We start from the raw sequence: 15254 nt of genomic DNA, 5'->3' as shown, positions 1-15254 counted from the left end.
GGGAACGGGCCATGCCCGCGATTTCGCGCGCATGGCGCGCGCTCAAAAACCTGGGCAAGTGCAGGCCATGGTGGGAGCCCGCTGCGGCCGGCAGCGACCTGCCGGGTGCAGCGCCGGCGCGTGGCCGAGGATGCCATCGCGCTTCGGCCATGGTATCCCGGGGAGGATTTGGGAATAATGTCCGTTCGCCCACGACCGGAATCCCTCGTCCCCATGAGCGCTACCTCGCCCGCGTTGGTTCTCTCCATCCAGTCCCATGTCGCCCTGGGCCATGTCGGCAACGACGCCGCCGTATTCCCGTTGCAGCGCCTCGGTTTCGAGGTGTTGCCGGTACACACGGTGCAGTTCTCCAACCACACCGGCTACGGCCAGTTCCGCGGCCAGGTGTTCGATGCCGAGCACATTCGCGAGGTGCTCGCCGGCCTGCGCGATCGTGGCGTGCTGTCGCGGGTCTCGGCGGTGCTCTCCGGCTACCTGGGCGATGCGGCCATCGGTGCGGTGATCCTCGACGCGGTGGACGAGATCCGCCGCGACAACCCGGGCGTGCGCTACCTCTGCGATCCGGTGATGGGCGACGTCGGCCGCGGGGTATTCGTCAATGCGGCGATCCCGGATTTCCTGCGTAACCTGGCGATTCCCTGCGCCAACATCATCACCCCCAACCAGTTCGAGTTCGAGCTGCTCACCGGCAGCAAGCTCGACAGCGTCGACGAGGCCGTGCGCACCGCCCGCCAGCTGCGCGGCCGAGGCCCGGACGTGGTGGTGATCACCAGCCTGGCCACCCCGGATCTGCCGGCCGATCGGCTCGGTACGCTGGCGGTCGACGGTGAGGGCGCCTGGCTGGTGAGTACCCCGCGTCTGGCGCTGCATCCGCTGCCCAACGGCATGGGCGACGTGTTCTCGGCGACGCTGCTGGCCCGGCTGCTGTCCGGGCAGACACTGGCGCAGGCGCTGGAACTGGCCACGGCGACGCTGTACGCCCTGGTGCAGAAAACCGCCGAGGGATCCCGTGACCTGCCGCTGGTGGTGGCCCAGGAGCAGATCGTCGAGCCTGACCAACGTTACCCCGCCCAACAGGTGCAACCGCTATGAAGACCTCATTGACTGCTGGCCTGGTCGCGCTGGCGCTGGTCGCCTCGGCCCAGGCCTGCGAGGTGGACACGGCCGCCGCTGCCCGCGATCCGCAGTTCGGCAACCGGGTGATTCCGGTACGGGTCGCCCCGGGCGAACGCTGCGTGATTATCGACCATCTCTCCGCAGAGGGGGCCCGAACCTACCGCGAACTCTGGTTGCGCGTGGAGAAGATGGGACCGAGCAAAACCCGTCTGGGCCGCCTGAAGCGTGACTATCGTCTCGAGGGCGAGAACCCGCGGCTCGACCGCTACGTCTATGTGGCTGGAAACCAGCGGGGCGAGGATTCGCTGGTGTTCGCCTCCTTCCGCGATGGCCAGGAGCGCCGGGCAGTGGAGTACCGCATCAGCGTCGAATGACCGGCCGCAACCGACACATCAGCATTGGTAGGGGCTTTGGCTTTTCAGCTCTGCGTCGCTCTCGGCATCCTTGATGATGACGGTGGCGCCGGGGTGAGCCGAACACATCGCATTGCGCATGCTGTAGATGCCGCTGCCCTGGGCCACCACGCGCGTGTTGTGGCCCGGCGGCTTGCCATCCTTGTCCTGCAGCGACAGCTCGTAGATGCCGGAAAGGGTCATGCAGCCGCTGACAAGGACGGTAGTGGCGAGTGCTGCGGCGATGGTCTTCATCATCCTGTCATCCTCGAGTTGGGGCACTACCACGTTGTTGCCGTAGCGCCCTGAGTGGCCGGCTTACTGGGAAGTCGCCAGTATCGAGTCACCACCGCCCTTCAAACCGGCGGCATCCTCGACCATTTCGAGGCCTCTGTCACATGCTCGCATCCCCCGGAATGGACACGGTCGATCCTGCCGATAGATTTGACAAAAAACGGGCCTTTTCATAGTTTTGTATTGCGCAAACGTTTGCGCGCCCATAAAAATGACAATAACCACGGAGTTCGCCCATGTCCGGTTTCCGTCCTGCCCGTCTCTGCGCCGCCATCGCTCTCGGTGCCGCCGCCCTCGTCAGCTTTTCCACTGCCCATGCCGCCGAAGGCGAAACGCCTCGCGTCGCGCTGGTCATGAAGTCCCTCGCCAACGAGTTCTTCCGCACCATGGAAGACGGCGCCAAGGCCTATCAGAAAGAACACCCGGACCAGTTCGAGTTGATCGCCAACGGCATCAAGGACGAGACCGATACCTCCGCGCAGATTCGGATCGTCGAGCAGATGATCGTCGCCAAGGTCGATGCGCTGGTGATCGCGCCAGCCGACTCCAAGGCCCTGGTGCCGGTGATCAAGAAAGCCAGCGATGCCGGCATCAAGATCGTCAATATCGATAACCGCCTCGACCCCGAGGTGGTGAAGAGCAAGGGCCTGGACGTGCCGTTCGTGGGCCCGGACAACCGCAAGGGTGCACGCCTGGTCGGTGAGTACCTGGCCCAGAACAAACTCAAGGCGGGTGATGAGGTCGGCATCATCGAAGGCGTTTCCACCACCACCAATGCTCAGCAACGTACCGCGGGCTTCAAGGATGCGATGGAAGCAGCCGGCATGAAGATCGTCGGCGTGCAGTCGGGCAACTGGGAGATCGACCGTGGCAACGCCGTGGCCTCCGCCATGCTCAACGAATACCCGGATCTGAAAGCGCTGCTGGCCGGCAATGACAGTATGGCGCTCGGCGCGGTATCCGCCGTGCGCGCTGCTGGCAAGAAAGATCAGGTGCAGGTGGTCGGTTACGACAACATCAACGCCATCAAACCGATGCTCAAGGATGGCCGCGTGCTTGCCACTGCCGATCAGTTCGCCGCTCGCCAGGCGGTGTTCGGCATCGAGGCGGCGCTCAAGCTGGTCAAGGGCGAAGCCACCGATGCCAAGGACGGTGTAATCGAAACTCCGGTCGAACTCGTGACCAAACCGTGACCACGGCGGTAGTGGCCGGCGAGACCGTTCTCGCCGCCAGCGGTATCGGCAAGACCTACGCCCAGCCGGTGCTGGGTGGGGTCGAGCTGGAGTTGCGCGCCGGTGAAGTGCTGGCGCTGACCGGTGAGAACGGCGCCGGCAAGAGCACGCTATCGAAGATTTTCTGTGGGTTGGAGCAGCCGACTACCGGCTCGCTGACTTTCCTGGGCCAGCCCTACGCGCCTGCCAGTCGCCGCGAGGCCGAGCGCCTTGGCGTGCGCATGGTGTTGCAGGAGCTCAATCTGCTGCCGACCCTGACCGTGGCCGAGAACCTGTTTCTCGACAACCTGCCCAGCCGTGGTGGCTGGATTTCCCGTGGCCGCCTGCGGGAGATGGCGCGTCAGGCCATGGCTCAGGTCGGCCTGGAAGCGGTGGACCCGGATACACCGGTAGCTGCCCTGGGCGTCGGCCATCAGCAGATGGTCGAGATCGCCCGCAACCTGATCGGCGATTGTCGGGTGCTGATCCTCGACGAGCCGACGGCGATGCTCACCGCCCGCGAGGTGGATCTGCTGTTCGAGCAGATCCAGCGGCTGCGCGCCGCGGGCGTGGCCATCCTGTACATCTCCCATCGTCTGGAGGAACTGGCGAAGGTCGCGCAGCGCGTCGCCGTGCTGCGCGACGGTCAGCTGGTGGCAGTGGAACCCATCGACCGTTACCGCAGCGATGAACTGGTCACCCTGATGGTCGGCCGCGAGGTCGGCGAAGCCATCGACCTGGGTGAGCGAAATATCGGCGCGCCGCTGTTGCAGGTGACCAGTCTCAGCCGCCGCGGCAAGGTCGACGACGTTTCCTTCAGCGTGCGGGCAGGGGAGATCTACGGTATTTCCGGCTTGATCGGTGCCGGCCGCACCGAGTTGCTGCGGCTGATCTATGGCGCCGACCGCGCCGACAGCGGCCAGGTGGCAATCGGCAACCCGCCGGTTCCGGTGCGTGTCCGCTCGCCTGCCGAAGCGGTGCGTCATGGCATCGCGCTGATTACCGAAGATCGCAAGGGAGAAGGGCTGCTGCTCGGCCAGCCGATTGCCGCCAACCTGGCGCTGGGCAACATGCCGGCCGTTTCCAGGCATGGCGTGATGCGCCCGGCTGCCGAGCAGGCGCTGGCGCAGCGGCAGATCGATGCCATGCGCATTCGTTGCAACGGGCCCCATCAGGCCGTGGTCGAGCTGTCCGGTGGCAACCAGCAGAAGGTGGTCATCGGCCGCTGGCTGGAGCGCGACTGTCGCGTGCTGCTGTTCGACGAGCCGACCCGCGGCATCGATGTCGGTGCCAAGTTCGAGATCTACGGCCTGCTCGGCGAACTGGCGCGACAGGGCAAGGCGCTCGTGGTGGTGTCCAGTGACCTGCGCGAGCTGATGCTGATCTGCGACCGTATCGGCGTGCTGTCTGCCGGCCGCCTCATCGAAACGTTCGACCGCGATGACTGGAGTCAGGATCGCCTGCTGGCCGCCGCGTTCGCCGGCTACCGCAGCCGCGAAGCCATGCTCGGCGAGGTCGCCCCCCCGTTACAGGAGCTTTGCCAATGACCACTCCATCCGCCACGCCCACCAAGCGCAGTGGTACCCATCAGGGCCTGGGCACCTACCTGGGGCTGGCGGGCGCGCTGCTGGCGATGATCGTGCTGTTTTCCTCGCTGAGCAGCCATTTTCTTTCCTACGCCACCTTCACCACCCTGGCCAACCAGATCCCCGATCTGATGGTGCTGGCGGTGGGCATGACGCTGATCCTGATCATCGGCGGCATCGACCTCTCGGTGGGGTCGGTGCTGGCCCTGGCGGCTGCCGTGGTCAGCGTGGCGACGCTCGGCTTCGGCTGGGGCATCGTGCCCGCCGCGCTACTGGGCATGGCCTGCGCGGCGCTGGCGGGCAGCGTGACCGGGCTCATCACCGTGGCCTGGGGCATTCCGTCGTTCATCGTCTCCCTCGGCGTGCTGGAGATGGCCCGCGGCCTGGCCTACCAGCTCACCGACTCGCGCACCGCTTATATCGGCGACGCCTACGCCTGGCTGTCGACGCCGTTCGCTGCAGGTATTTCGCCGTCGTTCGTCATCGCGCTGCTGGTGATCCTCGCTGCGCACCTGCTGCTGACGCGCAGCGTGTTCGGCCGCTATCTGGTGGCCATCGGCACCAACGAAGAGGCGGTGCGCCTGGCCGGCATCAACCCGAAACCCTACAAGGTCTCGGTGTTCGCGCTGATGGGCCTGCTCGCCGGGCTGGCGGCCCTGTTCCAGATTTCGCGCCTGGAGGCGGCCGACCCGAATGCCGGTTCCGGCCTGGAGCTGCAAGTGATCGCAGCCGTGGTGATCGGTGGCACCAGCCTGATGGGCGGCCGTGGTTCGGTGATCAGCACCTTTTTCGGTGTGCTGATCATTTCCGTGCTGGCCGCCGGGCTGGCGCAGATCGGCGCCAGCGAGCCCAGCAAACGGATCATCACCGGTGCGGTGATCGTGGTGGCGGTGATCCTCGACACCTATCGCAGCTATCGCGCCACGCGTAGGGCCTGATCGTTCATGGCTACCATCAAGGACGTCGCCGCACGCGCCGGTATTTCCTACACCACGGTTTCCCACGTGGTGAACGGCACGCGCCCGGTCAGCGACAGCGTACGCGACAAGGTGCAGGCGGCGATCGCCGAGCTGGGCTATGTGCCCAGTGGCGTGGCGCGGTCGCTGAGAGTCCGTGCCACCGGTACCCTGGGGCTGCTGGTACCGAATGCCAGCAACCCCTATTTCGCCGAGTTGGCGCGGGGCATCGAGGATCACGCCGAGCGCAACGGCTACAGCGTGATCCTGTGCAATTCCGACGACGACGGTGCCAAGCAGTTGCGTTACCTGCGGGTGTTGCTGGAGCGCCGTATCGATGGCCTGATCGTCGCCACCGTGACCCGCGACGCCGCCTTCGCCCAGGCCCTGGCAGCGGTCAAGCTGCCGCTGATGCTGGTCGACCGCTCCCTCGACGGGGTCAGTGCGGATCGCCTGCAGATCGATCACGAACAGGGCGGTTACCTGGCAACCCGGCATCTGCTCGAACTCGGCCATCGGCGCATCGCCTGCATCGCCGGGCCCGTGGATACCCAGGTGGCGCAGTTGCGGGTGGCGGGCTATCAACGGGCGCTGCTCGAGGCAGGCTTGCCGGCTGCCGAGCCGAGCCATTGCGCCTTCACCAGCCCGGCGGGGCACGCCACGGCGCTTGGCCTGCTGAGCGGCGAGGCACGGCCGACGGCGATTTTCGCCGGTAACGACATGATCGCCCTCGGCGTGCTGCGCGCTGCCGCGGAGCGTGGTGTGCGGGTGCCCCAGGCGCTGTCACTGGTGGGGTTCGACGACATCGAAGTGAGTCGCTACTTGCACCCGGCCCTGACCACCGTCGGCCAGCACATCGGCCAGCTCGGCGAGCGCGCTGCCGAGCGCTTGCTGCAGCGGGTGCGCACCCCGGAACTCGATGCCGAACAATGGCTGCTCGAACCGACCCTGATAGTGCGCGAGTCCACCGCCGTCGCGGGCGGCTGAAGATTATCCAGTGGGCGCAGCGGCGCCCTGAGGAGCGGGAACAGATGCAAGGCAATCTGGTGGTAGTGGGCAGTTTGAACATGGACCTGATCGTGCGTGCGCCGCGTCTGCCGCGTGGTGGGGAAACCCTGGCCGGGCATGACTTCGCCACGGCTGCGGGCGGCAAGGGCGCCAACCAGGCGGTCGCTGCGGCACGCCTGGGCGCCCAGGTGGCGATGATCGGCTGCGTCGGTGCCGACGCCTACGGCGCACGCTTGCGCACCGCGCTGCTGGTGGAAGGTATCGATTGCACGGCGGTCAGCGAGATCGAGGGTGTGCCGACGGGGATCGCCTCGATTCTGGTGGATGACGCGGGCCAGAACGCGATCGTCATCGTCGCTGGCGGCAATGGTGCCCTGACGCCTGCTCACCTCGATGCGCAGGCGGCGCTGCTCGCTGCCGCCCAGGTGCTGGTGGTGCAACTGGAAGTGCCGCAAGCCACCGTCGAGGCGGCCATGATCCGTGGCCGCCAGGCCGGCTGCACGGTGATCCTCAATCCGGCGCCCGCCAGTGGGCCGCTGCCAGCCCACTGGTATGGGCTGGCCGATTACCTGATCCCCAATGAAAGCGAGGCCGCGGCGCTCACTGGCTTGCCGGTGGACTCACCCGAGTCGGCCCTGCTCGCGGCGCAGCGCTTGCTGCAGGCTGGTACTCGTCGGGTGCTGATCACCCTGGGCGCCCAGGGCGTGCTCTACGCCGATGCCGAGCGGCACGCGCATTTCGCCGTGGCCCCGGTGCTGGCCGTGGATACCACGGCCGCTGGCGATACCTTCGTCGGTGGTTTCGCCGCCGCCCTGGCTGCCGGGCAGTCGCTGGACGCGGCCATCGGCCTGGGCCAGCGAGCTGCCGCGCTGGCCGTTACCCGGCGCGGCGCACAACCCTCGATTCCCTACCGCCACGAGTTGCCTGCATGAAGAAGACGCCCCTGCTCAACGCTGCGCTTTCCGCCGCCATCGCCCGGCTCGGCCATGGCGACATCCTCGTCATCGGCGATGCCGGCATGCCGGTGCCGCCGGGTACGCCGTGCATCGACCTGGCCCTGACCGCCGGTGTGCCGGACTTCGTCACCACCCTGCGGGTGGTGCTCAGCGAGATGCAGGTGCAGGGCCATCTGCTGGCCCGGGAAACCCTCGAGGTGGCGCCACTGGCGCTTGAGGCCATCGAGTCTCTGACCGCCCAAGGCGAGCTGGGCGAGCGCCAATTGGTCAGCCACGACGAGCTCAAGGTCGCCTGTGCCAAGGCTCGGGTACAGATCCGTACGGGTGAGTGCCGGCCCTACAGCAACATTGCGCTGATCGCGGGTGTCACGTTCTAAGAGCCTGTTCACGATCTTTCGACGAGACTCCACGCGCAATGGCAGCAAAAAGGCGAAAGCGGCCGTAGGGTGGATGACGCTCTTTTCATCCACCATCGCGATCGCAGAGCGGTGGACGGATGAAAAGAGCGTCGTCCACCCTACAAATGTCCGCTAGCGCCTTATTGCGGCTATTGATCCGGGATGGCTGGAAAGCTGCCTCGAAAGATCATGAACAGCTTCCAAACGCGCTCAAGACCAGCTCAGGATCGGCCAGCCTTCGCGCTCGGCATGCTCGCGCAGTGCCGGATCGGGGTTCACCGCGTGGGGTTTGTCGACCCGTTGCAACAGCGGCAGGTCGTTGCGTGAGTCGGAGTAGAAGTAGGCGCCTTCCAGGCGCTCGTCCTGTTCTTCGAGCCAGGCGTGCAGGCGGGTGACCTTGCCCTCGCGGTAGGTCAGCACGCCGACGGTGTTGCCGCTGTAGTGGCCGTACTCCTCGTGCAGGTCGATGGCCAGCACCTCCTCGACCTTGAGCCGTTCGGCGATGGCGCTGACCAGAAAGTGCGCCGAGGCGGAGATGATCAGGATGCGGTCGCCGGCCGCGCGGTGGTGGGCCAGGCAGCGGGTGGCATCGCTGAAGAAGATCGGTTCGATCACGTCTTCCACGAAGGGCTCGACGACGAAGGCGACTTCTTCCGGCGTACGCCCCACCAGCGGCGACAGGCTGAAGGTCATGTAGTCCTCCATGGCCAGTTTGCCTTCGGCGTACAACGCCATCAGTTGATGATCCTTGGCGATGAAGCTTTCTCCGTCGACCCAGCCGAGCGCCGCCATGTGCGCGCTCCACAGGCTGGAACAGTCGCCATTGATCAGGGTTTCGTCGAGATCGAAAATTGCCAGGGCCATGAGGGTCTGTTTTCCTTTCAGTACGCCCGCGCCGGTGCCTGTTTTTTCGCGAGGCAAGGCGCGAGCTGCGAAGTTTGGCGGGCCGAATGAGTCAGCGAGAAACGCAGTATCGCGGAAAAACAGGCCCGTCCCAAGGGGTTGCGCGGGAAGTTTCACCCGCTGTCGTGACACGGTGTGGAGCCGGCTCAGGTATTTGCGTCTTGCGCCTAACCGGGTGAAGGTTCTTGCTGCAACGCGGCTTGTACTGAAAGGTGAACAGACCCTATCCCACCTCTTTTACGGCATTCGCCGCGATATCCAGTGAGATCGGATGGCCGTCGGCATGCAGGTCGTCGGCGCTGCGATTGAGCACGTCGACCAGCAGCTCCACGCCTGCGGCGTCCACCCGGTAGCGAATGATATTACCGAGCAGGCTGTGACTGCGAATCCGCGCTGCGATGGTGCCCTGGCCGAGCACGATGGCTTCCGGGCGGATGGCCACCTGGCTGCTGAGCGGATAGCCGAGCAGGCGGCTGGCGGTGGTCGCGTCGAGCAGGTTGTAGTTGCCGATGAAGCCTGCCGCGAAGGCGTTGGCGGGAGCGGTGTAGAGGGTTTCCGCGTCGCCGCTCTGGACGATGCGCCCGGCGTTCATCAGGAAGATACGGTCGCTCATCACCAGCGCTTCTTCCTGATCGTGGGTGACGAAGATCGTCGTCAGGCCCAGTTCCTGCTGGATGCTGCGGATCTGTTCGCGCAGGTGTTTGCGGATGCGTGCGTCGAGGGCCGACAGCGGCTCGTCGAGCAGCAGCAGGCGCGGGCGGGTGACCAGCGAGCGGGCCAGGGCGACGCGCTGGCACTGGCCACCGGAGAGCTGATGCGGGTAGCGGTCGGCGAAGTCGCCGAGTTCGACCATGGCCAGGGCTTCCTGCACGCGCCCGGCGGATTCGTCCTTGCCGGTCTTCTGCATGCGCAGCCCGAAGGCGACGTTCTGCGCGGCGGTCATGTTGGGGAACAGCGCGTAGCTCTGGAACACCATGCCGATGCCGCGCTTCTGCGGCGCCAGGGGCACCAGATCCTGGCCGGCGAGCAGGATCCTGCCACCGTTGACCTCGGTGAGGCCGGCGATGCAGCGCAGCAGGGTGGACTTGCCGCAGCCCGATGGGCCCAGCAGGGTGACGAATTCGCCCTGTTCGATCTCGGCGTTGATGTCGCTGAAGATCGAGGTGCCGCCGTAGCTTTTATGCAGGTTCTGGATGCTCAGGAAACTCATGCCTTGTCCCTGTTCAGTCGATTGGCCGCCCAGGTGAACACCAGGACGAAAAAGAAGTAGGAGATCACCAGGGCGCTGTTGAAGTGGCCACTGCTGTTCTTCATGTTGTTGAGGTAGACCTGCAGGGTCTCGTAGCGTGTGCCGACCAGCAGGTTGGCGAACACGAACTCACCGAACAGGAAACTGAAGGACAGGAACAAAGACACCATCAATCCCTTGCGCAGGTTGGGTAGCACCACCAGAAAGGCGGCTTTCCAGGTGCTGGCGCCGAGCAGATGGGCGGCGTCCATCAGGTCACGCAGGTTGATCGCCTGCAGGTTGTTGGTGATGGCCCGGTACATGAACGGCAGGGCGATGGTGAAGTAGCAGCCGATCAGGATCCACGGCGTACCGACCATGGCCAGCGGCCCGGAGCCATAGAGCTGCAGCAGGCCCACGGCGGACACCACCGGCGGCACGGCGAACGGCAGCAGGATCAGCACGTTCATCAGCGCATCGAGCTTGGGGAAGTGGTAATGCACGACGAACAGCAGCGGCAGGATCAACAGCACCGAGAGTGCCAGGGCGCCGAAGCAGACCAGCAGCGATTGGCCGAACGCCTTGAGAAAGCGCGGCTCTCCCCAGAGCTGCAGGTACCACTTGAACGTCAGGCCGTCCGGCAGGATGGTTGCCGACCAGCTGGTGGACAGCGAGTAGAGCAGGGTACCGGCCAGCGGCAGCAGCAGGATCAGGAACAGCACCCAGACCACCACGCGGTGGTAGAGGCTGGCAGCAGGCACTTTCACAGGCGGTTTTAAAACTACCTGCGTTGCCGCTGCTTCGTTAAAACCAGGCTCAAAGTGCTCATTTACTGTTCGTAAACTCCGCTTTGCATCGGCGGCCTCGCCTACGTTTTTGAACGGCCTGTTAGCGCGGGACATGGTAGCTCCTTCGCAGCAGCAACTGGTGGACGAGGGTGATCGCCGCCATCAGGCCGACCAGGATCATCGCCAGGGCGCTGGCCATGTTCGGATCGAGGGAAATGTCCCCGGAAATCATCGCGGCGATACGGATCGGCAGCACGTTGAAGTTGCCGGTGGTCAGGTAATACACCGTGGCGTAGGCGCCCAGGGCATTGGCCAGCAGGATCACGAAAGTGCCGAGCAGCGCCGGAGTCAATACCGGCAGGCCGATGTGCCGCCAGAAGTCCCAGGTGCCGGCGCCGAGCAGCGCTGCCGACTCGCGCCAGTCTTGACGCAGGGCATCGAAGGCGGGGTAGAGCAGCAGCACGCCGAGGGGGATCTGGAAGTAGGTGTAGAGCACGATCAGGCCATTCTTCGAGTACAGGTTGAAGCTCTCGATCAATCCGGCCTGGATCAGCAACAGGGTCAGCGCGCCGTTGAAACCGAGCAGGATGATGAAGGCGAAGGCCAGCGGCACCCCGGCGAAGTTGCTGGTCATGTTGGAAAAGGCGATGACGAAGTCACGCAGCTTCGAATCCACCTGGCGCAGCGAATAACTGCCGATGATGGCGATGAGCATGCCGAACAGGCTCGACCAGAAGGCGATCTGCAGGCTGTGCTTGACCGCTTGCATATAGAACTTCGAGGAAAACGCCTTCTCGAAATTGCCCAGGCCCCAGCCATCCGGCGTGTTCAGGCTATTGAGCGCCACCCATACCAGCGGGGCTATCTGAAAGGCGATGAAGAACACCGCGAAGGGCAGCAGGCACAGCGCTGCCAGCCATTTGCCCCGTGGTTTGCGGGTGGTGCTCATGTCAACAACTCCCGGCACAGAGGTTTGTCATGGGCCACGCCGAGTAGCTCGCAAAGGGTGCCGCAAAGCTCAAGCTGCGTCGGGGTCGCGGTCTCGTCGAGGCTGAAGGCATCGCCGAGCACGAACAGCGGCACTTCACGCTCCTCGGTCAGCAGACCATTGTGCGAGCGGTCGTCGTTCATGCCGTGGTCGGCGGTCACCAGTACCTGATAGCCGGCGTCCAGCCAGGCCTGCAGGTAGCCGGCCAGCAGGATGTCGGCGACCCGCGCCGCGTTGCGGTACTGGCTGCTGTCGAGGCCGTGCTTGTGGCCGGCATCGTCGATGTTCATCGGGTGCACCAGCAAGAAATCTGGCGTATGTGCGAGGCGCAGGCTCTCGGCATCGTCGAACAGGTGCGAGTCCGGGTAGTGATCGGCGTAATAGAAATGCCCGTGCTGGATCGGTAACTCGCTGTCGCTGGTATGGCGATCACGGGCCGCCACGAACGGCGCACGGTTGTACAGCTCGCTCATCCAGTGGTACGCGGCTGCCGCAGTGCTCAGGCCGGCGGCGCGGGCATAGTGGAACACGCTGCGCTGATGGCTCAGGCGCACCACGTTGTTGTGCACGATGCCGCTGTCGATCGGTGTCACGCCGGTGAGAATGCACTCGTAGAGCGGCCTGGACAGCGAAGGCAGCTCGCATTCGAGCTTGTACAGGGCGGCACGCCCGGCGGCGCGATAGGCCTGCAGATGACCGAGCGCATGCCGGGCGACCTCGTAGTTGAGGCCGTCGAGAATGACGAGGATGACCTTGGACGGCATGGGTGATCCTGGGTTTGATGGGTTGCGTAGGGTGGACGGCGCTTCACCCGTCCACCATTTCAAGATCGCAATGGTGGATGAGAGCGTCGGCTACGCGCCCCGATCCACCCTACGTGCTGCGGCCTCGCTTACTCCATATTGATGATCACGTTTTCCTGCCACAGCTGCGGCAGGGTTTTCGAGGTCGTTTCCCAGGCGGCGGCGTCCTTGATCGGCTTGACCTTGGCGTACTGCTCGTTGGGCAGCAGCTTGGCCTGCACCTCGGCCGGCAGGCTCAGGTGCTCGGCGCGGATCGGTCGGGCGTTGCCTTTGGCCAGGTTGATCTGCCCGGCGTCGCTGAGGATGTACTCGCGGGCCAGCTTGGCGGCGTTGGGGTGCTTGGCGTACTTGTTGATGATGGTGGTGTAACCGGAGATCACCGAGCCGTCGGAGGGGATCAGCACCTCGAAGCGGTTCGGGTCGATCTGGTCGCGGTAGCTCAGGCCGTTGAAGTCCCAGACGATGCCGACTTCCACTTCGCCTTTTTCCAGGGTCTGGATGGTCGGGTTGGCCAGCGACAGGCGACCCTGTTCGGCGATCTCGGCGAAGTAGTCCAGGCCCGGCTGGATGTTCTTCTCGTCGCCACCGTTGGCGATGGCTGCAGCCAGCACGCCGTTGACGGCCTGGGCGGCGGCGCTGACGTCGCCGATGGCCACGCGGTACTTGCCGGTTTTCAGGTCGGCCCAGCTTTTCGGGGTGTCCTTGACCAGTTGCTTGTTGATGATGAAGGCGATGGAGCCGGTGTAGGCGAGCATCCAGTGGCCGTCGGCGTCCTTGGCCCACTCGGGGATCTGGCTCCAGGTGGTCGGTTTGTAGGGCTGGGTCACGCCCTGTTGCACGGCGATGGGGCCGAAGGCGGCGCCCACGTCACCGATATCGGCGCTGGCGTTGTCTTTTTCGGCGGCGAACTTGGCGATTTCCTGGGCCGAGCTCATGTCGGTGTCCAGGTGCTTGAGGCCGTATTTGTCACTCAGGTCCTGCCAGGTGTCCTTCCAGTTGGCCCAACTGTCCGGCATGCCGACGCTGTTCACGGCGCCTTCTTTGCGTGCGGCCTGTTCCAGTGCAGTTATATCCGTCTCGGCGGCCATGGCCTGGGAAGCCAGGGCGATGGCGCCGCCCATCAGCGATGCCAGTAGCAGTTGTTTCATTGGAAACTCCTTTGCGTTGAGGGTTGGTCTAGATCAGCAAGACCCAAGCCAATGTAGGTGGCGCCAATGACAGTTTCGTGTCGGCCCGGCCGTCGCGCACACCCGGGACTGGCGGCGAGGCCCCGCTCAGCAAGCGTAGACCAGGTCAAGCCATTGAATTGGCTGGCTTGTCACTGGCATGGGGCGTGCTTGAAAGCAGCCTGTCATCTGCCGGTCATCCGGCATGCCTAGGCTTGCAGGCAAGCATTGCAGCCAGTCGATGGCTGTTGCCTGCCCCGTAATGGGGCTGGTCTAGTCCATAAGGAATCAGCGTGATGCGCGACGACACGCCACGGGCCGTCACCACCATTTGCCGGGCGTTGCAGGAGCAGATCGAGCACGGCCTGCTGCCCGCCGGTGGCAAGCTGCCGGCCGAGCGACGCCTGAGCGAGTTGTTCGACACCACCCGGATCACCCTGCGCGAGGCGCTGGGGCAGTTGGAGGCCCAGGGCCTGGTATACCGCGAGGAGCGCCGTGGCTGGTTCGTCTCTCCCGCGCGGGTCGCCTACAACCCCCTGTTGCGCACCCACTTTCACGCCATGGTCGCCGAGCAGGGCCGGGTGCCCGCCACCGAAGTACTGAGTGCGCGGTTGATGCCGGCCCACTCGCAGGTCTGCCAGTTGCTGGGCTTGTCAGGGCTGTCGAGCGTCTACCAGATCCGCCGGGCCCGGCGCATCGACGGGCGTCTGGTGCTGTATGTCGAGCATTACCTGAACCCCGACTATTTTCCCGGCATCCTCGACTACGACCTGACCCGCTCGCTGACCGAGCTGTATGCCCGCGAGTACGACGTGCACTACGGCCGGGTGCGCTTCGACATGCTGCCCACCGCGCTGCACGCCGATGCCGCCGCGGCACTCAAGGTGGCGCCCGGCAGCCCGGCGCTGCGCATCGTGCGGGTCAATCGCGACCAGCGCGGCCGCCTGATCGACTGCGACCTCGAGTACTGGCGCCATGACGCGATCCATATCAGCGTGGAAGTGCCGGACTGATGCCGGTAAAGGCGAAAGCAGCCGGAGGCTGGATCGGGGTGCGTAGCTGACGCTGTTTTCATCCACCATTGCGATCTCGTGGTGGTGGACGGATGAGGCGTCGTCCACCCTTGTATCTCGACTACTGCCTCACGAGAGGCGATAGTTCCCGACTGATCATCGGGGGAGGAGCTGCAAGCTGTGTCCACCCTTAAGCCTCGAGCTTGCGACGTAGATTGCGCTGCGCTCCTCCACACTCATCCTGATAAGTCCGAACGGTATCCAGAGCCTCGAGCTCGCATCAGCAAGGCTGGACGGATGCAGTGACGATCAGACTGAAAGAGGAGAAGACCATGTCTGTAGTCGGAATCGACATCGCTAAACACTCATTCGACATTGCCACGGTGCAGGCAAACGGCAAGCACCGCACTAAGGGCAAGCTCGCCAATGACCCGGCAGGGTTCGAGGC

At 64.9% G+C, this 15254-nt stretch carries 16 protein-coding genes; 9 read left to right on the top strand and 7 right to left on the bottom strand.

What is annotated here, in order from left to right:
• The first annotated feature begins 213 nt into the window (after positions 1 to 213).
• Positions 214 to 1092 carry a pyridoxal kinase PdxY gene (gene pdxY / locus BLR94_RS15945; RefSeq protein WP_084307249.1) on the top strand — a complete coding sequence of 293 codons (879 nt, stop codon included), beginning with the start codon at positions 214 to 216 and terminating at the stop codon, positions 1090 to 1092.
• Entirely contained in the window at positions 1089 to 1490 is a 402-nt protein-coding gene (locus BLR94_RS15940) for a hypothetical protein (protein WP_084307250.1), read from the top strand. The genes pdxY and BLR94_RS15940 overlap by 4 nt, the downstream gene beginning before the upstream one ends.
• An 18-nt stretch (positions 1491 to 1508) precedes the next feature.
• On the opposite strand, the gene BLR94_RS15935 is transcribed toward BLR94_RS15940, so the two are convergent.
• Positions 1509 to 1763 carry a hypothetical protein gene (locus BLR94_RS15935; protein WP_084307268.1) on the bottom strand — a complete coding sequence of 85 codons (255 nt, stop codon included), beginning with the start codon at positions 1761 to 1763 and terminating at the stop codon, positions 1509 to 1511.
• Positions 1764 to 2038: 275 nt separating this feature from the next.
• Between BLR94_RS15935 and BLR94_RS15930 the strand changes: the two genes are divergently transcribed.
• Genes BLR94_RS15930 through rbsD form a run of 6 tightly spaced genes read left to right on the top strand, consistent with a single transcriptional unit; the run spans position 2039 to position 7896 of the window.
• On the top strand, positions 2039 to 2995 hold the full coding sequence (locus tag BLR94_RS15930; protein WP_084307251.1) for a sugar ABC transporter substrate-binding protein: 957 nt from the start codon (positions 2039 to 2041) through the stop codon (positions 2993 to 2995).
• Complete coding sequence (locus BLR94_RS15925) at positions 2992 to 4560, top strand: sugar ABC transporter ATP-binding protein (protein WP_420895750.1); 1569 nt, start codon at positions 2992 to 2994, stop codon at positions 4558 to 4560. Before BLR94_RS15930 ends, BLR94_RS15925 begins: the two co-directional genes overlap by 4 nt.
• Entirely contained in the window at positions 4557 to 5537 is a 981-nt protein-coding gene (locus tag BLR94_RS15920) for an ABC transporter permease (RefSeq protein ID WP_084307252.1), read from the top strand. The genes BLR94_RS15925 and BLR94_RS15920 overlap by 4 nt, the downstream gene beginning before the upstream one ends.
• 6 nt (positions 5538 to 5543) lie before the next feature.
• Entirely contained in the window at positions 5544 to 6542 is a 999-nt protein-coding gene (locus BLR94_RS15915) for a LacI family DNA-binding transcriptional regulator (RefSeq protein ID WP_084307253.1), read from the top strand.
• Positions 6543 to 6586: 44 nt separating this feature from the next.
• Entirely contained in the window at positions 6587 to 7495 is a 909-nt protein-coding gene (rbsK, locus tag BLR94_RS15910; RefSeq protein ID WP_084307254.1) for a ribokinase, read from the top strand.
• On the top strand, positions 7492 to 7896 hold the full coding sequence (rbsD, locus tag BLR94_RS15905; RefSeq protein WP_084307255.1) for a D-ribose pyranase: 405 nt from the start codon (positions 7492 to 7494) through the stop codon (positions 7894 to 7896). The genes rbsK and rbsD overlap by 4 nt, the downstream gene beginning before the upstream one ends.
• A 231-nt stretch (positions 7897 to 8127) precedes the next feature.
• Here rbsD and BLR94_RS15900 read toward each other — a convergent pair whose 3' ends face one another.
• From BLR94_RS15900 to BLR94_RS15875, 6 genes are all read right to left on the bottom strand, one after another.
• Positions 8128 to 8781: an HAD family hydrolase gene (locus BLR94_RS15900; protein ID WP_084307256.1), complete on the bottom strand. Its 654-nt coding sequence runs from the start codon at positions 8779 to 8781 to the stop codon at positions 8128 to 8130.
• A 262-nt stretch (positions 8782 to 9043) separates the two neighbouring features.
• Entirely contained in the window at positions 9044 to 10030 is a 987-nt protein-coding gene (locus BLR94_RS15895) for an ABC transporter ATP-binding protein (protein ID WP_084307257.1), read from the bottom strand.
• On the bottom strand, positions 10027 to 10815 hold the full coding sequence (locus BLR94_RS15890) for an ABC transporter permease (RefSeq protein ID WP_084307258.1): 789 nt from the start codon (positions 10813 to 10815) through the stop codon (positions 10027 to 10029). Before BLR94_RS15890 ends, BLR94_RS15895 begins: the two co-directional genes overlap by 4 nt.
• A gap of 121 nt (positions 10816 to 10936) precedes the next feature.
• Positions 10937 to 11785 (bottom strand): ABC transporter permease, encoded by an 849-nt coding sequence (locus tag BLR94_RS15885; protein ID WP_084307259.1) that lies wholly within the window; start codon positions 11783 to 11785, stop codon positions 10937 to 10939.
• On the bottom strand, positions 11782 to 12588 hold the full coding sequence (locus tag BLR94_RS15880) for an alkaline phosphatase family protein (protein ID WP_084307260.1): 807 nt from the start codon (positions 12586 to 12588) through the stop codon (positions 11782 to 11784). The genes BLR94_RS15885 and BLR94_RS15880 overlap by 4 nt, the downstream gene beginning before the upstream one ends.
• A gap of 128 nt (positions 12589 to 12716) precedes the next feature.
• Entirely contained in the window at positions 12717 to 13775 is a 1059-nt protein-coding gene (locus BLR94_RS15875; protein WP_084307261.1) for an ABC transporter substrate-binding protein, read from the bottom strand.
• Positions 13776 to 14089: 314 nt separating this feature from the next.
• On the opposite strand from BLR94_RS15875, the gene BLR94_RS15870 reads away from it, so the two are divergent.
• On the top strand, positions 14090 to 14806 hold the full coding sequence (locus tag BLR94_RS15870) for a UTRA domain-containing protein (protein ID WP_084307262.1): 717 nt from the start codon (positions 14090 to 14092) through the stop codon (positions 14804 to 14806).
• Positions 14807 to 15254: the final 448 nt, after the last annotated feature.

It is taken from the genome of Phytopseudomonas flavescens (genome assembly GCF_900100535.1).
Lineage (GTDB): Bacteria > Pseudomonadota > Gammaproteobacteria > Pseudomonadales > Pseudomonadaceae > Aquipseudomonas > Aquipseudomonas flavescens.
Note: the sequence above shows the minus strand (reverse complement) of the source record. Positions and strands in the feature narration are given on the sequence as shown.